This is a genomic window from Bacillus sp. Marseille-P3661 (genome assembly GCF_900240995.1).
In the GTDB taxonomy this organism is placed as follows: domain Bacteria; phylum Bacillota; class Bacilli; order Bacillales; family Bacillaceae_J; genus OESV01.
Window position 1 is genome coordinate 727853 of record NZ_LT965954.1, and the last position, 17911, is coordinate 745763.

Genomic DNA, 17911 nt, shown 5'->3' on the forward strand with positions numbered 1-17911 from the left:
GGAGGTACCACAATGATATCATTTGGATTATTAACATTAAATACAAAAGTTGAGCATTTATATTTTACTGAACTTGCCAGAAAAGCGGCGAAACATTCTATGAACGTGTTTCGCTTTTCACCTGAACACATCAATCCAAAGACAGAACAAGTTCATGGCGAAAAATTCAACTCAAAGACAGGCAGTTGGGAAAAAGCTATTTATCCAATTCCTCAATGCTTATATGACCGCTGCTTTTATCCAACAAAAGAACAGCAAAAAAAGTATTACCCTATCATCAATTGGTTAAAAAATCGACCCGACCTTACATTTATTGGCCATGGTTTACCTAACAAATGGAGCATATATGAAGTACTATCTTCAGACCCACTATTAACCTATTACATTCCTAAGACAAGAAAAGTAAACAGTGTTGATGACATTTTCCACTACTTAAAGAAACATAAAAAAGCTCTTCTTAAACCTGAAAATGGCTCACAAGGTAAAGGCATTATAGCGTTAACTCATTTAAATGAATCGATCGAGTTACATTCTCAACAGAATAATAAAAATGTAAACAAAGTCTTCGCCAACAAAGCACCTTTATATCAATGGCTTAAAAAATTGATTTCATCTCACTCCTACCTAATGCAACCGTTTTTAGCTTTACAAGATTCTGATGGTCATGCCTTTGATATCCGTGTTTTAGTACAGAAAAAACCTAACAATCAATGGGCTGAAATCGGACGTGGCATTCGAAAAGGTGGACCTGGTAGTATTATTTCCAACCTACATGGCGGAGGTTCTATTTGTTCCTACAAAGACTGGATTAAACAGATAGAACCCCATCAGCGAGTATTAATTGAAGATGAATTAAGGACGATTATAACAAGTTTACCTGCTAGTCTTGAAAAAAAGTTTGGTCCATTATTTGAAATTGGAATTGATATAGGGGTTGCAACAGACGGAACAGTATGGGTACTAGACGCGAACTCTAAACCTGGATATAAGACGATCCTTCAATCCAACCCCTCCGTCGAAAACCACTTATATGAGGCACCGCTACTTTATTGTAAAAATCTAGTACTGCAAAGGAGTGCTTCTGATGGAATTATATGATCTACAGGAAATCTTTGATGTCGAAGAAACCATTTATTTACCCGAACCATTATTTTCAAGTTCGAGGGTTTTCAATAATATTTCGTTTGGTACCGAAATTTGTAGTTGCAAAATCAAAGTATCTAAAAAGCTAAGTACCATATCCATCTCACATGACATTTGGAATTCACTAAAAATCCCCTATAGGAGCAAGGTTCATGTCATTCCAAATGAAGATACCCTTCATATCGGACCGCTAGTAGGTATTTTTACTGCTGGCTTTACAGGTTCACTATTAAGGCCTATTGGGGACAGATCGTTATTTTTCGCAAAAATCCTTGCTGCTGAAAAAAAGGTAGGCGCTTATACATTTGTTTTTGGCGCGAATCATATTAACTGGGAAGATGGAAAAATTAACGGCTATTTTCATACCAATCAAGGCTGGCAGCAAATAGAGGTTCCTTTTCCTAATGTAGTGTATGACCGGTTACCAAATCGAAAGACTGAAAATCATGTAATCTTACAAGATATTAAAAAGCGGCTACAAACTGATTATTTAATTCCTTGGTTTAATCCCGGTTTCTTTAATAAGTGGGAAATACATCAGTTATTTAGTGCCAATGATGTTAAAGAATTTTTGCCGGAAACAGTTGCACATCCTTCGCTTAACGATTTAAAAGAACTTTTAAATAAATATCCAAGCATTTATATTAAACCGATTAACGGTAGTTTGGGACTAGGAATTTATCAGATCATTCGTTCAAAAGATTCAGATGACGGGTATTATTGTAGGTTTAGAACCGATGAAAAAAATCATCTGCGGAAATATAATACAATAGAAAGCTTATACCATCACCTTTTTAGGGTGGACCGCCTTGAAAATTATCTTGCTCAACAAGGAGTTCAATTAATACGTTGCGACGGAAAACCGATTGATTTCCGTATTCATACAAATAAGGATGATGAAGGCAAGTGGAAAATGAGTGCCATAGCTGCTAAAATTGCTGGGACTGGCAGCGTTACAACCCACTTAAAAAGCGGCGGGATAGTAAAAACTATCGATGAGATTTCTAAGATTGTTTCATTGCCCGTTGACATCCTTAAGCAGTTAGAAAACTGCGTCCTTTCCATGAGCAGTGTACTTGAACAACAAATGAATGGTACCATTGGTGAAATTGGATTCGATATTGGGATTGATAAAAATAATGATATTTGGCTGTTTGAAGCAAATTCAAAACCAGGACGGTCTATTTTTAAAAACCCGAAACTAAGGGAATATGAACAGCTTTCTAGAAGTTTACCAATCTCTTTTGCCGTCTTTTTAACCAAAAAGGCTATCTATGAGCCTGGAGTGCTTTTTAATGAAAATTAATAATAAGATCCCCAAACCTATTATTGGGATTTTAACAACTACTGGAAAGTATTCTCCTATTTCAGGTAATTTCAAATTGTTCAGACGGATAGCAACATTGCTTGCTCATGAAGGTGGTCTTGCAATTATAATTACTCCCGAATCGATAGTAGATAATCGAATTAAATATGCTTTCTTCTATAGTCAAGAAAAACAAGGGTGGATGAAAATAGTTCATCCACCCTTACCTACCATTATTTATAATCGACTGCCCTATCGAAACCTCGAAAAAACTGAAAGCTTTCATAATTTGGTGCATTGGTGTCAAAAAAATTCTATTAAACTATTCAATCCTAGTTTTTTCACAAAATGGGATATCTATACAGCTCTGGCCAAAGATCACCAACTTATTCCTCATCTACCGTATACGGAAATTCTTTTTACTGAAACACAATTAGAACAATTTCTACAACACTATAAATCGGTTTATATTAAGCCTAATGATGGAAGTAGGGGTAATGGCATTTTTGTGCTATCACAAAATCGAAATGGAATTTTTTTAAAAGACCACCAAGTAAACAAACACTTTAAAACAGTTGAACTACTTTGGAAAGAGTATATTTCAGAGCGCATTCATGAGAATGGATATATCATTCAGGAGCAGATACCTTTAATGAAAGTTAATGAGAGATCATTTGACTTTAGGCTCTGGGCTCATAAGGTAAACAAACGTTGGATCCTATCAGGGGTTGGAATTAGACAAAGTAAGACTGGTGGTATTACAACCCATGTACTAAAAGGTGGAAATGTATTAAATTTTGATGACGTTGCAACAAGTGCTGATAAAATTAGTTTAACTAGCCTAATGGCTTTATCAGGCGAACAATTAGAACAGGTCTTTGGCAATGTTAGAGAGTTTTCAATGGACATTGGAAAATCTAGCGATAACAATTTTTATATTTTTGAAGTTAACGCTAAACCCATGACGTTTGATGAATCAGAAATTTATAATAACGGTTTGAAAAATCTTGTGCAAATTTTTTTAGAATCATAATCCATTAAAGGCCACTGCAAAATGCATCTGCATTTGCGTTGGCTTTTTTTTAATACATATCCTTACAAATTAGAAAGATATTAGACATAAGAGTTATTATTCGAGGAGGTACATCCATGCAGAGATTATTTTGTTTGGTTTTAGCATTAGTGATATTTTCCCCTGTGACTACGCTTGCCGCAAATGTACAAACTTTAAAGGCTGCATATATTAGAGATGGAGACCTGTGGACTTTAATTAATAATGAGGAAAAACAAATTACTAATTCAGGCAATATTTATAGTAAACCGAAATGGTCGCCGAATGGAAAATGGCTGCTATATCAGAATATGGCACCATCTCAATTTGAGGATAGCCAACAGCAAGTTGAGGTGTGGGCATATAATATTGATTCAGGAGAGAAGAAGCAGCTATTTTATGATGGATATTCTCCAACATGGGCTCCAAACAAAAATATAGTTGCTTTTAATGCAAAAGGAATTTTAAACATTTCAGATTTTAAACAGTTTTATAATATTGCAACAGGAGTCGATAGTTATACGTGGTTACCCGACGGCAGCGGCTTTTTACTGTCATCTGCTGGGGTCCTTCGTCCAGATGGTTGGACTAGTGCGATGTTATTTAAGAAAAAGGTAAATGAAAACTATAATGATGTTGTTTTATTTGGCGGGGTTGAACCGTTTTTCACTTTACCGCGTGAAATTGGGATTGATAATAACAAAATAATTTCTGTATATGTCAACGACCTAAAATTCTCACCTAGCAATAAGTGGATTTCATTTATTGTTTCCCCAACTGCCTCTTGGTCAATGGATAGTAACATGCTTTGCCTTATATCGAGTGATGGGAAACATTTTGAAGTTCTTGATGAAATAGTGTTCGAAGTCGGGGAGCCAAAGTGGGCCCCGTCAGCTGATACACTCGCATTTATAGCTGGCGGGGGACGAATTGTATTTGGATTTAAAAATAAAGATTTGAAGGTTCGGGAAATGCCCGTATCTGGATCACTGACACCACCCAATTTTGCCGATCTAGATTTTGATTGGATTAACGATAAATCTATTGTGACTTCAAGGCTCGAAGAAAGAGAATGGTCTAACGACTTTAAAGATCACCCTATACCATCTCTTTTCTCTGTAAATATTGATGACAACAAGCAAGTCAGACTAACTAATCCAGCTGATGGTTATGGAGACTATCATCCGCAGTATGTTAAGTCAATCAATAAGCTTGTTTGGCTTAGAGGGTCCTCGATAATAGATTCAGACAGAACTCTTTGGAAGGCAAACACTGATGGTAGCGACGCCGAAGCATGGATTAAAAATGTAGAAACTATTGTGTTTTATGAGTAATGAAGATTATTTTGTTCGGGCTTGGTCATTCTTGTTTAAGTTAGTGCGCCTTTAAATTATTGATTAATTCTGATGAATTTAGGTACAGATACTGAGTTTTGGGTTTTGAGGCACGTTTAGGACCTTTTCGTTACCGCTGCACTGATTTATCTGCATCTCTGGGCACGTTTAGACCCTTTTCGTTACCGCTGCACCGATTTTTTCCCATTGGAGGGCACGTTTAGACCCTTTTCGTTACCGCTACACCGATTTTTTCCCATTGGAGGGCACGTTTAGGGCCTTTTCGTTACCGCTGCACCGATTTTTTCCCATTGGAGGGCACGTTTAGACCCTTTTCGTTACCGCTACACCGATTTTTTTCCATTGGAGGGCACGTTTAGGGCCTTTTCGTTACCGCTGCACCGATTTTTTCCCATTGGAGGGCACGTTTAGACCCTTTTCGTTACCGCTACTACGATTCCCCCCCCATTTTGGGGCACGTTTACCTCCTATTCGTTACCGCTACACCGATTTTTTCCCATTTTGGGGCACGTTTAGACCCTATTCGTTACCGCTACACCGATTTTTTCCCATTTTGGGGCACGTTTAGACCCTATTCGTTACCGCCACCCATTCTTTTTCAGGTTAACAAGCACGATTAGACAATGCTATCGAGTTTTTTCTTGCATTATTTGCACTTACAGATGCTCTCCACATTCCCGAATAAGCACCCTAAATTTAAATTTCACCTAGAGAAAACAAACTGTTTTTGCCCAAAGTAATTTAACATTGTATAACAGCATGTACCAACTAAGATCGCTGAATCTTCAATTAGAATGGTTGGGAAAGCATGAATGTGCTCCATAACCAATGTTACTAAATGTAATCCGAAACTATAAGAAATGAAATAACATATGGTTACAACAATCACAAATCGAGGGAAACTTTTTGATACGATGCTATCGCTTCGAAAAGTAAAGGATCGGTTTAAAGCAAAACTAGTGCATGCACCGATTGAGTTTCCTGTTAGTGTTGCTAGCCAATATGAAATCCCAACAAAATGGAGGAGGATGTACATAACTGACAACCCGATCGCTGTATTTACTAGCCCTACTAACAAAAACCTTATAAATGTACGATCGATATTCATCTATTCCTGAACCCGCTTAAAAAGTCTATGATCACTTGCTAATATATCCGCTGATCTCGAATTCTGAAGATGCTCAAACGGATCAGAAAACAAATCAATATCCACAGCATATTTAGGTCTTCTTTTCACCTCGATAAAAATTTTACCAATATATTCACCAATTAATCCTAGTCCCATCAATTGCAGACCACCTAGGAACCAAATAGATATAATTAAGGAAGTCCACCCTGAATTTGTGTTCCCTGTGAACTTTTGAATCATGGCATACATTCCTGCGATACCACTAAATAAGAACAGCATAAACCCAATGATCGTAATATAACGTATTGGTACAGTACTAAAAGATGTTAGTCCATCAAAAGCAAAAGACAACATCTTTTTTAACGGATACTTAGACTCACCAGCCAAACGTTCCTTACGATCATAATAAACATTAATCGTCCGAAACCCGATTAAAGGAATCATTCCTCGCAGAAATACATTTGCCTCGTTATATTTTGACAACTCGTCTATTGCACGCTTACTCATTAGGCGAAAATCTGCGTGATTAGGGATTAATTGAATGCCAATTTTGTTCATAACCCGATAAAAGCCTATAGCTGTCGTTCTCTTAAACAGTGTATCTGTTTTCCTTCCTTTTCTGACACCGTAGACAATATCATAGCCATCTAGAAACTTTGTGATAAACTCTCGAATAACCGAAATATCATCTTGCAAATCTGCATCAATAGAGATGACACAGTCTGAATGTTGGTTAGCTCTTTCTAAACCAGCCAATAGTGCTTTCTGGTGCCCGACATTACGTGCAAGCTTAAGACCACCAACATATGTATTATGAATCGTTTCTTTAGCAATCAGCGTCCATGTTCGATCACGACTACCATCGTCCACAAATAATAATTTACTTTTAGGTGAAATTAATTCCTCATTTATTAATTCTTTTAGGACAATTGTTAATTTCTCAACAGAGTCTGGAAAAATTTCCTCCTCATTGTAACAAGGGACTACAATTGTTAATACCGGATGTTCCATATTTCATCAAATCCTTTGTTCTCAAATTGCTCGGTACAGGTACACCTTCCAAGCTGAAATATCATCTTCAAAAACCTTTAACAACTCCAAATCATTTTCATTGGCATTTAAGATTGGAACCGCTGCAAAAATATACCGGCCTCCCATTTCCTTAAAAGCTGCAGTGTTTAATTCAAGATTATTTATTTGTTTTTTTGAGTTTTTTCTAAAATCATATTTTTTACCCAACTCATCAACAAATATGTAGCAGCGACTGCCCCACTCATCATAATAGCGTTTTAGTTTTTTGTTTTTAGCTAATTCATTTTCTATAATTTCCCTGAATTTGTATTTATATGTAATTGGATAAAAATTGTTATATGTATCCAATGTATAAAAGCCATTGTATTGAGCTATTGCAGGATGAAGTCCTATACTAGCTACACGATAGGACTCTTGTGGTTTCCCGATAAACTCTTCTATATTCTCAAATTGATCTACCGCGTAAAACTCTTTAAACGATGGTGCATTAACACTTCTATATCTTATTTCTTCGTTATATGGGATAAGAACGAAAAGCTGTAATAGCAATGCTGCATAAACAATAATTCGCCACTTCTTTCCCAATCTCCAAACAAAATAACATGCGATAGCAAAGCTGAGATAAATTACTAACGGTCTTAAAAAATGAAATCTTGCAAAGTTAAAGGTATTCAATAAATCAATTCGTTCTTTTAATGGAATCCAAGCCGTGTTAAACCAAAAAGCGTACCAAAGTGATAATCCATAGTTAAGAATCATTAAAAATACAAACATCTTCTCATGCTTTATTTTTTTAAAATAAAACATAAGGATTAAAGCTAAAAACCAAGTTGGCAGTATTACTGCTGTATGGAGAGTCATTACATGTGTGTGTCCAACAGCAAAATTTTTTAAAGACAATCGAATTGAATGCCAAAAGTCATGTCTTGAGGAAATAAATTCACTTCTGTGTGTAGCCTCATGTGGTATTAGAAATGAAAAAACAAGACGGTAATCAACAACTAGAAACATAATAGCCATGAATATAAGACTACCTAGAAACACCCCATTCCAATCTTTTTTTATTATTACATCCCGGAGCCATAAAAGCCCTATTCCAACTAAAAAGAAAAAGAAACCTAACACTATGCTCGAATAAAGTGGCAACAAACCGAGAGTAAGCCATTCCCTCCACGTATGTTGTCTAGCTCTAATGTTCAAAAAAGCCCATAAAGCCAAAGGGTGGCCCAACGTACTTAACATCCCAGACGGCCAAAAAGGTGTTAACGCAAATAATAATGCCACACCTATTCGGATCACACTTGCATCTTCACCCTTTATGAAATGTGCTTTTAATAATAGATACATACCGATAAAAGCGAGTATTCTCGTAATTGTTTGGCTGATTGCATAAGCAGTCATAGACGGAAGTAGTGCATGAAGCATTACAATACCGCTTAGTTCAGGGCCATATGCATTCCTAGGTAATCCATTTATTACTTGTGTAATAGTTGAATTCAACGAGCCAAATAGCTCCCCACTATTAGCTAATACTTTGTACCATGCAATATTTGAATCTAAATTATCATGAACACGAATATGTGCATTTTCACCTAAGATAAACAACGGTGAAACAAAAATACCAATAATAATAAATGAAAAAAGTAGATAAATGTTTTCCCGCTTTTTTAATAAGGAAATACTCATCAAACACACCCTTTATTGAAAGATATTAAGCTGCGATAAATATTACTATTTTATTCCATTTTCTGAAATGTTATCCAGTTCGATGGGTATTACTCACATTTCCAAGTTTCTAAAAGAACGTTAAAAGCTACCGCATAGAATATTAATTAATGCGCAAAGTAAGGAAAAAGGAGGAACAGTATGGAAAATAATGAGAAAAAACAACTTTTTGAACAAGATTCCCTTTATGAAGGTAGAGACAAGTATTTTGTTGATGAAGATCGGATGATAAATGAAGGATTAGCTGGTGGCACTGTTGTTACTAGGGAAGAAAATAAACAAATTGAAGAAGCAAGGGAATTACCAATCGAAGAAGATTAAAGATTTTTTTTTTAAAAAAAGCCCTCGTCAGTTGACAGAGGGCTTTTACTTAGGTATATTATCGACTTTTTACAATCATTTGAACTGCTTCGTTAATAACATCTTCAGCACTTTCACCAGTTTCACTTTGTTTGCGAATACAATGTTCTAAGTTTTTAGCTACAATATATCCAATTGCACGGTCAATGGCTGAACTAGCTGCAGATAATTGTGTTATAACATCTTTACAATCCTTGTCTTCTTCCATCATTCTTAACACGCCGCGCACTTGTCCTTCTATACGTTTTAATCGATTTTTCACCTCTTGAGGATATTCCAATATTACCACCACCTTACAATAATTACCCCATTACGTACTTCCAATTATATATTACACGCATATTTTTTTAAATCAAAACGTTAAAAAGATTGCTCCGAAATTAAAAAAATGTGTTCGTTCTTACATTGATAACAATAAAATACATGTGGACATTCATGGTCTTGTTGATCATTAGGAAAACCATCAACAAGCTTCGTTCCATCAATTTCCAAATAGGCACTATAATCATCAAAGTAATCCATTAGTCTTCCTTGGTCTTCCATATGATTTTTACATGTTGGACATTCAACTAATTTTTGATCCAGCTGATTACATAATGGACATATGTACATGACATTAACTCCCTTTTAAGTTGTTATTACTAAAAGTATGTCCATACATGCCTATAACTACTAACCAATAATTCCTTTTAAATAGTAAGTACGCCCACTCCAAATTGGAAAAAATTTTCAAACCGATTTCTGCATATAAATCAATAATACTCACATAATACTTTTACAATCTTAAATAAAAGAATTTCAAGCAACCAATTGCAACAAAAAAATTTTAAAAATTACCAGCATAAATAAAACAAATTAGGACAAAGTAATATTACAACAGCACAAATTACTTCTTATATCAAAGGGTTAGCCAGCGTGGCAGTGATACACTTCACTGTTGGTTCAAGTCCAACTAACCCTACCAATACAACACGAAAATTCTTAAAGGAGTGACTTACAACATGGCAAACAACAACAGCAATAACAGTAACCAATTATTAGTTCCAGGTGTAGCGCAAGCTATCGACCAAATGAAATTTGAAATCGCTCAAGAATTCGGTGTTAATCTTGGTGCAGACACAACTTCTCGTGCTAACGGATCTGTTGGGGGAGAAATTACGAAGCGCCTAGTATCTATGGCTCAACAACAAATGGCTGGTTTCCAAGGACAACAATAATAATTTTTTACAAAACTTAATATAATGGCTATGGTCCCAAGCGTTTGCTTGGGATCTACTTGTTTATCCTTTTGGAAAGACCATTTCTTCTGGAATTACAATAGCATCAAATTCTGTTTCTGTTAAATAGCCAAGCTTCAGTGCAGCTTCTTTTAATGTACTATTATCTTTAAATGCTTTTTTAGCAATTTCCGCAGCTTTTTCATAACCGATATGTGGATTTAAGGCTGTTACAAGCATTAATGAATCTTCAACATAATGCTTAATTATTTCTTTCTTCGGTTCGATTCCAATTACACAATTATCATGAAAAGATCGGATGCCGTCAGACAATAGCTGAACCGATTGAAGAAAATTATAAATAATAACAGGCTTAAATACATTTAATTCAAAATTACCTTGGCTAGCAGCAAATCCTATTGTTGCGTCATTTCCAAATACTTGGCAACTAATCATCGATAGCGCTTCACTTTGGGTTGGATTTACTTTACCCGGCATGATCGAGCTACCCGGCTCATTTTCTGGTATAGATATTTCTCCAATTCCACATCTTGGTCCACTAGCAAGCCAACGAACATCATTGGCAATTTTCATTAGATCCGCTGCTAATGCCTTCAGAGCACCATGTACATGAACAATCTCATCATGGCTTGTTAACGCATGAAATTTATTTATTGCAGTCACAAATTTGCTTCCTGAAAAATGTGTGATTTGCTCTGCAACTTTTTCGCCAAACTTAGGATGGGCATTAATTCCAGTCCCAACAGCTGTCCCCCCAATGGCCAGTTCCCTCAAATAAACTAGACTGTCATTAAGCATCTTTTCATTTTTCTCGAGCATACGCTGCCATCCTGATATTTCCTGGCCAAGTGTTAGTGGAGTTGCATCCTGAAGATGTGTACGTCCTATTTTAATAATATTCTTATTTTGCTCACTTTTCTTTTTAAGTGTTTCTTGCAAACGTTTAATTTTAGGCAACAAATTATTCTCAATAGCTAAAACTGCTGCGATGTGCATCGCAGTTGGAAAGGTATCGTTAGAGCTTTGAGATTTATTAACATCATCATTTGGATGCAATTTCAAACTAGAACCCAATGTTCTTAGCTTTTCTGTACCAACATGGGCAATAACTTCATTTATATTCATATTTGATTGAGTTCCACTCCCTGTTTGCCAAACAACAAGAGGAAAATGATCGTCCCACTTACCATCAATTATTTCGTCTGCCGCTGCTCTGATAACATTTGCTTTCTCTTTCTCTAATTTTCCTAATTGCTCGTTAACAATAGCTGCACTCTTTTTCAAAATCGCAAATGCGTAGATCACTTTCATCGGCATTCTTTCTTCACCAATTTTAAAATTTTGTTTACTTCTTTGAGTCTGAGCGCCCCAGGCTTTATCTATTGGGACTTGAACATCACCAAGTGTGTCCCTTTCTATCCGAAAATCCATGAAGATCCCCTTTCCTATACGGTATTATATTTATATTTATTTCTTTTCCTTTATCTTTATATTTAAACTTGTATCCAGATGTTTTTCCTTAAATTGTTTTTTTTAGAATATTGTTAACATATTGTGAAATCAAACATTTTTGTCACAAAATCGTGACAGATATCACAGGTATAATCCCCTTTCTCGTATTACAATTAAGTTGTAAATAAGCTATTGAAAAAATCGATATATAAACTATATTAAACAGGAGGAATTTATTATGAAAAAAAGAAGGCCAAAATTTGAGGATCTAATTAAACAAAACAAGTTAGAATTAATGGAGAATAAAAAAGAATTAGACAGGATCGATTTAAAAATTGAAAACAAGCATGCAAAAGAGTTAGAACTTGTTGCAAAATAATTATTATAGAGGTACATGTGATTGCATTATTATTGGCCCATTCTGAGTCTTTTGTTTTACTATCGTTTTATAGACATTTTATAGAGATGTCCATCGTAATTAAGCTCAGTTAGTTTATTTCGATGGACTTTCTAATATAAGAATGTCTCATTCCAATTTACCTTGCCTTCTTTCTTCTTCTGCAATAGACATTCGTTATAATAATCCCTATAAAAATGATTACGGTCGCAAGAATGCCCCCCTCAGGCCCAAACTCCCCTCCTGTAAAGGTATTCGCTGTATCGTTCACTGTTATATTATATAGTCCATGGGGATCTGTTCCGCTGACCGGAAATCCAAATACGTTTCCTTGAAAATAGTTCCATGTTATATGATACCCTATTGGCATCCATAAATTTTTTGTAGTCCAGTACATATAAGAAAACAATAAACCGACTAATCCGATATTAATTAATCCTAGCAAACTAATATTTGGATTTGAGCCATGTGCAATCGAAAAAACTATCGCTGATACGACATAAGATAACCAAGTTGAATGATAACGCCCAACCATCGTACACATTATGTAGCCACGGAAAAAAATTTCCTCTGAGAAACCAACTAATATAAATAAAATCAGAAAACTCAAAGAATATATAGAAAATTGCGGCGCTAGCAGACTATTTTCCAATTGGATCGCATTCGTTACCAACAAAATTACAAAAATAGCCGTCATTGAACAACTACCAAGTATTAATCCTGCAGCTAAATCTTTAATATGTGAAACGTTAATGAGTAAGCCTAAATCAAGTATCGATTTCCTGTTCAACAGTTTCCAGGCAAGTAATGTCATTAAAAGCGATCCCAAAACACCGCCACCATTAATCATTAATTGGATCCATGGAAAATTACTAATCTCTGTTAAAATTTCTGTTTGTTTCTCACTACTTCTGATGCTTTCAAATAAATAGAAACCAGGTAAAGAAAAAATAATCTGGCCACTTATATAAAAAAACATTGCTGCTAGTATGAGCCATCCAGCCCGAACTAATCCGTATTTATTTTTAAATATATACATGTATACCTCCAAATACAGTTATTAGATAACCAATACCTTGGCCAGCCCCCGACAGGTAAACATCGGCTAAAATCCTGTCGCAACGCGTATACTAACACGTCCCGTGTCGTGTCTTTCATCAGCTTTGAGATGGATATCATGGGGCTTTGGCGCTGAAGTTGGATAACTACATACAAAATAAAATACTTATCTTTTAAAAAAAATTCTAAAAAATTGTGAGATTTCCCATAACAACTCAAAAATATAACTAAATAGTAGAATAGCTGAAACGCAAAAAAATATGAACGAAAGAGTCACGATGAATCTGTAAAAGCTACTTTTAAACATTAAGTCTATTTATCCTTTCTTGTATCAAGAAAATTGAAAAATATATTAACTTGTACCTTTTTATAAAATATGAATATTAAGACTTTTTATACAAAATATTTTTTGTAATTATTACTACTGCTTAAATCCTAAATCATCCTTAACAATTACGGTAAAAGAAGTTATTATGTAGATTATGTAATTGTTTATAGGAGCTGAAAAACTTGAAATATTTAAACCATGACGAAATTACTGCAATTTGTAATAATATAAACGCTAAACATATCCCGAATGAACATTCCTTTGAGCAAAAGTTAGATGAGTTGTTTGAATTCAATCAGCTCAATAGCTCTGAATTTTTACGGCATTCATTTAAAGAACTGTTAAAAAACGTAGATTCAGAAATTAAGGTCATTGAAGAAAAAGTAGATATTTCCGCTACTTGTCAAATAGGCTGTGCACATTGTTGTTACTTTCCGATCATCACTACTGCATTAGAGACAAGTCTTATTGTCAACGAGATAAGTAAACTACCTGATGAGAAAAAAGCAAATATTATCGAGCATTTACGTCATTACTTTAATGTGAATGAACAAAAAATTCAAAACCTTTGCTCAATCGACTTTGAAGAACACAATGACTTTAAATATCAATATATTGCGGCACAATTACCTTGTCCTTTGTTAGATACAACTACAAATACTTGTCTTGCATATGAAGTTCGCCCTATTCCATGTCGAACATATTTAAATTATAGTCATCCAAACGTATGCAAAGACTCGTTCATGCCTAAAGAACCATTTAGTTATGAATTTTTACACGGGTATTATATGGACTCTTTAAATGAAATTCTTGAAGCAGTAATCTACGAAGAAGATCTGGATATTCAATTAGAGTACCCAAATGATTTATTTAGAATTGATTATCTGCCACTTCTTTTAAGAGAAAAACTTAGATAATTCATTTATAGGAGTGAGCACTTTCATTTATTAATAAAAAATAAAATAAGTTAAATGTTAAATTACCTCTAAAGCGAAACGAAAATGTTTCGCTTTTTTTTTCAATATTAGTAAAAATTATCCCTGGCTTTTTATTGTATAATAATGGTGAAATTTGAATTGGGTGGGGTTCACTATGAATTGCCATTTATCGTCAATAGGACTGACTTTATTTTCTATTATAACAATAGCTGGATGCAGTAATACAGATACTGTTTCTACTAAAGGGGAAACTGAACATCTAGTGCCTATAAAAGTTATAGCCGAATCACCCGAAGCCATCTCCTATTTTCAAATGAAAGAAGAAGAAATTAAGGAGAAGTATGGGATAGAACTAGTTTATAACTATCCACAAAGAATAACTGATCGACTAGAGGATTATCTATTCTCAACTAATGAAAAGTATAATATATTTGTAACTTTTCCTGTAAAGATTCCGATGTATGTAGAACGTATGTTATTACCTTTAGATTCCTATATAGTTTCAGAACCTCAATTTGATCAAAATTTTATTCCAATTTATCGAAAACTATATATGAATTACAAGGGTCATGACTACGGTATGGTATATGACGGTGATGCACGTTTACTATTTTACCGCAAAGATTTATTTAAACAATATAACGATGATTATAAAAAAAGGTAAGCATGGAACTAACGCTAAAACTTGGGATGAATATGAACAAATTGCTACTTTTTTAACTCAGGATACAGATGGTGATGGGAAAATCGACATTTATGGGACAACTTCTTTATATGCAGACTCAAAAAGATATATATGGTTTTCAGAGCGATTCCTGTCCATGGGCGGCAAATTTTTGACAATGAAATGAATCTCCTTATTTTATCTGAAGAAGGAATAAAGGCTATAAAAGATGAGCTTAAATTACGTGATAGCGGTACAACACCACATGAGGCGATGTATGATTGGGTCGACCTTAACCATGCGTTCTTCAAGGTCAGCTCGCTATGGTTTTACAATGGAGTGATACAGCAAGATTTTCGTACGACAAAAAAAACTGGGAATCTAAGATTACAAACAAAGTAGACTGGTTTGCTGTACCAGGTTATTCAACAGATGCCCCAACCGGTGGCGCATGGATCGGACGAGTACTAGCCATATCCAAAGATTCCAAAATTCCTGATAAAGCATGGCAAGTTATTCAGCATTTTTGAATTTACATGTTATTTGTGAAGGTGTTGAAAATGAAAGCCAGGTTGACTTTTTGCAAAAAAATAATTGTGATGAAATTCAAGGCTATTATTTCAGTCATCCATTATCATCCCGGGATTTAGAACAAAAGTTTCAGGACATTCAACATTCAGCATTACATTGGTCAAAAATTAAGCAAATATGATTATAACCTTTCTGTACATAACTGAATAAGCTGTGTACAGGAGGCGATAACATGATCGAAAACATCCAAGCAAATTCGTTAGATATTGCAATGGTAGCAGCCGTCATTGCCGCATTAGTTTCCCTAATTGGAAATGCTTTTAATATTGATAAACGCTATCGTGCATTGTATGCTTTGGGATTCTCCATTCTCATTGTATTATTACCATCCGCATGGATTGATAAGGTTCTGACAGCTTTAATTATCGGTCTAACTGCCAGCGGGGTATATACCCAGGTTAAACCAAGGGATTACCAAACTAAGAACATTAAAGCTAATAAAGAGCCATCCAATACCCTTGACGAATTCGATGCTGAGCATGAAATTCCGACGATAGATATAGCGACTGGTCAAATTCAACACAATACAGATACAGCGACTAGCCAACAAAGTTCCAAAAAGCCTGACGATGAATGGATAGACAAGGTTTAACTGCTAGCAAAACGCCTAGCAGTTTTATTTTTTATTAAGAAAATTAGTGATATAATTCATAAGAAATTAAACAATGATCGCAACTGTAATTTAGGAGTGAATATAATGAAAAGATGTACATGGTGTACAGATGATCCTATATATATTAAATACCATGATGAGGAATGGGGAGTCCCCGTTTATGATGATCATAAACTTTTTGAAATGTTAATCTTAGAAGGTGCACAAGCAGGTCTCAGTTGGCTTACTATTCTCAAAAAACGGGACAACTACCGAAAAGCTTTCGATAACTTTGACCCAAATATTATTGCACAATATAACGAACAAAAGCTTAATGAGCTTTTAAATAACCCAGGTATTGTAAGAAATAGACTTAAAATTAATGCAACAATAACAAATGCAAAAGCATTCTTAAAAGTACAAGAAGAGTTTGGTACTTTTAGTCAATACATATGGCAGTTTGTAAATCGTGCACCTCAAGTAAATCATTGGAAAAGCCAAGCTGAGGTACCCATTACAACTTCTGAAAGTGACAAAATGAGTAAAGACTTAAAAAAGCGGGAATTTAAATTTGTCGGTTCTACCATTTGCTACTCCTATATGCAAGCTGTAGGGATGGTAAATGATCATCTCGTAGATTGTTTTTGTCATCAACGGTAGAGCTAGACTTGAATTGGAATTTTTGGATTATGCAATCAAACTCCTTTTTTGGTATTCTGACGCAGAGTGACTTGATTTCGGCTTGGATTGGCAGAATCAGCAGGATTTTCTGACTCGTTCTCACCTTCTACCGCTTGCTCGGTCAGAATCCTACCCCTTTTCTGACTCGTTTTTACCTTTTACCGCATACTCTGTCAGTTTATTCCCCTTCTCCACGAATTCCACCTGCACCGTTTGGATTATTTGACCCCACTCTTGAATTGTTTTTTTCCACTTTATGATTAGTTGATTTGATTTTACTTACCCCTTAAAATAATTTAATAATTATTATTAGCATACTAATCAAAGGTAAGTACCATAGCTCAAAAAAAATAGATTAATAATGGAGTGAATCCAATGAATATATATCAATATACAGTAAAGAACATAAATGGAGATGATATCAGTTTAAGCGACTATAAAGGCAAAGTTTTATTAATTGTTAATACAGCTAGCAATTGTGGATTTACTCCCCAATTGTCGCAACTTCAAAATATTTATGATATGTATAACGAACAAGGATTTACTATTCTTGGCTTCCCTTGTAATCAGTTTGCGAATCAAGAGCCTGGGACCAATTTTGAAATACATGGCTTTTGCAATTTAAATTACGGTGTGACTTTTCCGTTATTTGAAAAGATAGCTGTAAATGGTCAACATGCACATCCTCTTTTCAAATTTTTGAAAGTACAGGCACCTGGTATTCTTGGTACTAAAAGTATCAAATGGAATTTCACAAAGTTTCTTGTTACTGCTGACGGACAGGTTTTTAAACGATACTCTCCTAATATACAGCCAGTTAAACTAATCAATGATATTGAATCACTATTATAATAAATTTAAACATACTTA

The 17911-nt window shown here is 34.8% G+C and carries 21 protein-coding genes; 14 read left to right on the forward strand and 7 right to left on the reverse strand.

The window, feature by feature from the left end:
* Positions 1-12 precede the first annotated feature (12 nt).
* The 4 genes from C1724_RS14665 to C1724_RS14680 all read left to right on the forward strand — a co-directional run bounded on the left by C1724_RS14665 (position 13) and on the right by C1724_RS14680 (position 4834).
* A complete protein-coding gene (locus C1724_RS14665; protein WP_102347473.1) occupies positions 13-1098 on the forward strand; it encodes a YheC/YheD family endospore coat-associated protein in 1086 nt (361 codons plus the stop codon).
* On the forward strand, positions 1085-2449 hold the full coding sequence (locus C1724_RS14670; protein ID WP_102347474.1) for a YheC/YheD family endospore coat-associated protein: 1365 nt from the start codon (positions 1085-1087) through the stop codon (positions 2447-2449). The genes C1724_RS14665 and C1724_RS14670 overlap by 14 nt, the downstream gene beginning before the upstream one ends.
* Positions 2439-3482, forward strand: coding sequence for a YheC/YheD family endospore coat-associated protein (locus C1724_RS14675; protein WP_180994282.1), 1044 nt, complete (start codon positions 2439-2441; stop codon positions 3480-3482). The genes C1724_RS14670 and C1724_RS14675 overlap by 11 nt, the downstream gene beginning before the upstream one ends.
* A 116-nt stretch (positions 3483-3598) precedes the next feature.
* Positions 3599-4834: a TolB family protein gene (locus tag C1724_RS14680; RefSeq protein ID WP_102347476.1), complete on the forward strand. Its 1236-nt coding sequence runs from the start codon at positions 3599-3601 to the stop codon at positions 4832-4834.
* Between the two features lie 724 nt (positions 4835-5558).
* Here C1724_RS14680 and C1724_RS14685 read toward each other — a convergent pair.
* Genes C1724_RS14685 through C1724_RS14695 form a run of 3 tightly spaced genes read right to left on the reverse strand, consistent with a single transcriptional unit; the run spans position 5559 to position 8702 of the window.
* Complete coding sequence (locus C1724_RS14685; protein ID WP_258000407.1) at positions 5559-5963, reverse strand: GtrA family protein; 405 nt, start codon at positions 5961-5963, stop codon at positions 5559-5561.
* A complete protein-coding gene (locus C1724_RS14690; RefSeq protein ID WP_102347477.1) occupies positions 5964-6995 on the reverse strand; it encodes a glycosyltransferase family 2 protein in 1032 nt (343 codons plus the stop codon).
* Positions 6996-7016: 21 nt separating this feature from the next.
* Positions 7017-8702 (reverse strand): DUF6044 family protein, encoded by a 1686-nt coding sequence (locus C1724_RS14695; protein WP_102347478.1) that lies wholly within the window; start codon positions 8700-8702, stop codon positions 7017-7019.
* Between the two features lie 180 nt (positions 8703-8882).
* On the opposite strand from C1724_RS14695, the gene C1724_RS14700 reads away from it, so the two are divergent.
* Positions 8883-9062 (forward strand): hypothetical protein, encoded by a 180-nt coding sequence (locus tag C1724_RS14700; RefSeq protein ID WP_102347479.1) that lies wholly within the window; start codon positions 8883-8885, stop codon positions 9060-9062.
* A 58-nt stretch (positions 9063-9120) separates the two neighbouring features.
* Here C1724_RS14700 and C1724_RS14705 read toward each other — a convergent pair whose 3' ends face one another.
* Positions 9121-9381 (reverse strand): metal-sensitive transcriptional regulator, encoded by a 261-nt coding sequence (locus C1724_RS14705; RefSeq protein WP_102347480.1) that lies wholly within the window; start codon positions 9379-9381, stop codon positions 9121-9123.
* A gap of 80 nt (positions 9382-9461) precedes the next feature.
* The gene (locus C1724_RS14710) at positions 9462-9713 is read right to left on the reverse strand and encodes a hypothetical protein (RefSeq protein ID WP_102347481.1); all 252 of its coding nucleotides are present in this window, start codon (positions 9711-9713) and stop codon (positions 9462-9464) included.
* 389 nt (positions 9714-10102) lie between these two features.
* Here C1724_RS14710 and C1724_RS14715 point away from each other — a divergent pair, with 389 nt between their 5' ends.
* Complete coding sequence (locus C1724_RS14715) at positions 10103-10318, forward strand: alpha/beta-type small acid-soluble spore protein (protein ID WP_102347482.1); 216 nt, start codon at positions 10103-10105, stop codon at positions 10316-10318.
* A gap of 63 nt (positions 10319-10381) precedes the next feature.
* On the opposite strand, the gene fumC is transcribed toward C1724_RS14715, so the two are convergent.
* The gene (fumC, locus tag C1724_RS14720) at positions 10382-11770 is read right to left on the reverse strand and encodes a class II fumarate hydratase (RefSeq protein ID WP_102347483.1); all 1389 of its coding nucleotides are present in this window, start codon (positions 11768-11770) and stop codon (positions 10382-10384) included.
* Between the two features lie 259 nt (positions 11771-12029).
* On the opposite strand from fumC, the gene C1724_RS14725 reads away from it, so the two are divergent.
* The gene (locus C1724_RS14725) at positions 12030-12170 is read left to right on the forward strand and encodes an FbpB family small basic protein (RefSeq protein ID WP_102347484.1); all 141 of its coding nucleotides are present in this window, start codon (positions 12030-12032) and stop codon (positions 12168-12170) included.
* Positions 12171-12327: 157 nt separating this feature from the next.
* Here the strand turns inward: C1724_RS14725 and C1724_RS14730 are convergent, their stop codons facing one another.
* Positions 12328-13227, reverse strand: coding sequence for a CPBP family intramembrane glutamic endopeptidase (locus tag C1724_RS14730; protein WP_258000408.1), 900 nt, complete (start codon positions 13225-13227; stop codon positions 12328-12330).
* Between the two features lie 530 nt (positions 13228-13757).
* On the opposite strand from C1724_RS14730, the gene C1724_RS14735 reads away from it, so the two are divergent.
* The 7 genes from C1724_RS14735 (at position 13758) to C1724_RS14770 (ending at position 17893) form a co-directional block, all read left to right on the forward strand.
* The gene (locus C1724_RS14735; RefSeq protein ID WP_180994283.1) at positions 13758-14492 is read left to right on the forward strand and encodes a YkgJ family cysteine cluster protein; all 735 of its coding nucleotides are present in this window, start codon (positions 13758-13760) and stop codon (positions 14490-14492) included.
* Positions 14493-14667: 175 nt separating this feature from the next.
* Positions 14668-15177, forward strand: coding sequence for an extracellular solute-binding protein (locus tag C1724_RS26115; protein WP_102347486.1), 510 nt, complete (start codon positions 14668-14670; stop codon positions 15175-15177).
* A 323-nt stretch (positions 15178-15500) separates the two neighbouring features.
* Positions 15501-15707: a hypothetical protein gene (locus tag C1724_RS26120; protein ID WP_258000409.1), complete on the forward strand. Its 207-nt coding sequence runs from the start codon at positions 15501-15503 to the stop codon at positions 15705-15707.
* On the forward strand, positions 15683-15889 hold the full coding sequence (locus C1724_RS14755; RefSeq protein ID WP_102347489.1) for an EAL domain-containing protein: 207 nt from the start codon (positions 15683-15685) through the stop codon (positions 15887-15889). Before C1724_RS26120 ends, C1724_RS14755 begins: the two co-directional genes overlap by 25 nt.
* 51 nt (positions 15890-15940) lie before the next feature.
* The gene (locus tag C1724_RS14760; protein WP_102347490.1) at positions 15941-16360 is read left to right on the forward strand and encodes a hypothetical protein; all 420 of its coding nucleotides are present in this window, start codon (positions 15941-15943) and stop codon (positions 16358-16360) included.
* A 105-nt stretch (positions 16361-16465) separates the two neighbouring features.
* Positions 16466-17020 carry a DNA-3-methyladenine glycosylase I gene (locus C1724_RS14765; RefSeq protein WP_102347491.1) on the forward strand — a complete coding sequence of 185 codons (555 nt, stop codon included), beginning with the start codon at positions 16466-16468 and terminating at the stop codon, positions 17018-17020.
* Positions 17021-17416: 396 nt separating this feature from the next.
* Complete coding sequence (locus tag C1724_RS14770; protein WP_102347492.1) at positions 17417-17893, forward strand: glutathione peroxidase; 477 nt, start codon at positions 17417-17419, stop codon at positions 17891-17893.
* Positions 17894-17911: the final 18 nt, after the last annotated feature.

Excerpts from the sequence above, each read along its gene's own strand:
- C1724_RS14665 (WP_102347473.1), top strand. The coding sequence starts at position 13 with ATGATATCATTTGGATTATTAACATTAAATACAAAAGTTGAGCATTTA.
- C1724_RS14670 (WP_102347474.1), top strand. The coding sequence starts at position 1,085 with ATGGAATTATATGATCTACAGGAAATCTTTGATGTCGAAGAAACCATT.
- C1724_RS14675 (WP_180994282.1), top strand. The coding sequence starts at position 2,439 with ATGAAAATTAATAATAAGATCCCCAAACCTATTATTGGGATTTTAACA.
- C1724_RS14680 (WP_102347476.1), top strand. The coding sequence starts at position 3,599 with ATGCAGAGATTATTTTGTTTGGTTTTAGCATTAGTGATATTTTCCCCT.
- C1724_RS14685 (WP_258000407.1), bottom strand. The coding sequence starts at position 5,963 with ATGAATATCGATCGTACATTTATAAGGTTTTTGTTAGTAGGGCTAGTA.
- C1724_RS14690 (WP_102347477.1), bottom strand. The coding sequence starts at position 6,995 with ATGGAACATCCGGTATTAACAATTGTAGTCCCTTGTTACAATGAGGAG.
- C1724_RS14695 (WP_102347478.1), bottom strand. The coding sequence starts at position 8,702 with ATGAGTATTTCCTTATTAAAAAAGCGGGAAAACATTTATCTACTTTTT.
- C1724_RS14700 (WP_102347479.1), top strand. The coding sequence starts at position 8,883 with ATGGAAAATAATGAGAAAAAACAACTTTTTGAACAAGATTCCCTTTAT.
- C1724_RS14710 (WP_102347481.1), bottom strand. The coding sequence starts at position 9,713 with ATGTACATATGTCCATTATGTAATCAGCTGGATCAAAAATTAGTTGAA.
- C1724_RS14715 (WP_102347482.1), top strand. The coding sequence starts at position 10,103 with ATGGCAAACAACAACAGCAATAACAGTAACCAATTATTAGTTCCAGGT.
- fumC (WP_102347483.1), bottom strand. The coding sequence starts at position 11,770 with ATGGATTTTCGGATAGAAAGGGACACACTTGGTGATGTTCAAGTCCCA.
- C1724_RS14725 (WP_102347484.1), top strand. The coding sequence starts at position 12,030 with ATGAAAAAAAGAAGGCCAAAATTTGAGGATCTAATTAAACAAAACAAG.
- C1724_RS14730 (WP_258000408.1), bottom strand. The coding sequence starts at position 13,227 with ATGTATATATTTAAAAATAAATACGGATTAGTTCGGGCTGGATGGCTC.
- C1724_RS26115 (WP_102347486.1), top strand. The coding sequence starts at position 14,668 with ATGAATTGCCATTTATCGTCAATAGGACTGACTTTATTTTCTATTATA.
- C1724_RS26120 (WP_258000409.1), top strand. The coding sequence starts at position 15,501 with ATGGTTTTACAATGGAGTGATACAGCAAGATTTTCGTACGACAAAAAA.
- C1724_RS14755 (WP_102347489.1), top strand. The coding sequence starts at position 15,683 with ATGGCAAGTTATTCAGCATTTTTGAATTTACATGTTATTTGTGAAGGT.
- C1724_RS14760 (WP_102347490.1), top strand. The coding sequence starts at position 15,941 with ATGATCGAAAACATCCAAGCAAATTCGTTAGATATTGCAATGGTAGCA.
- C1724_RS14765 (WP_102347491.1), top strand. The coding sequence starts at position 16,466 with ATGAAAAGATGTACATGGTGTACAGATGATCCTATATATATTAAATAC.
- C1724_RS14770 (WP_102347492.1), top strand. The coding sequence starts at position 17,417 with ATGAATATATATCAATATACAGTAAAGAACATAAATGGAGATGATATC.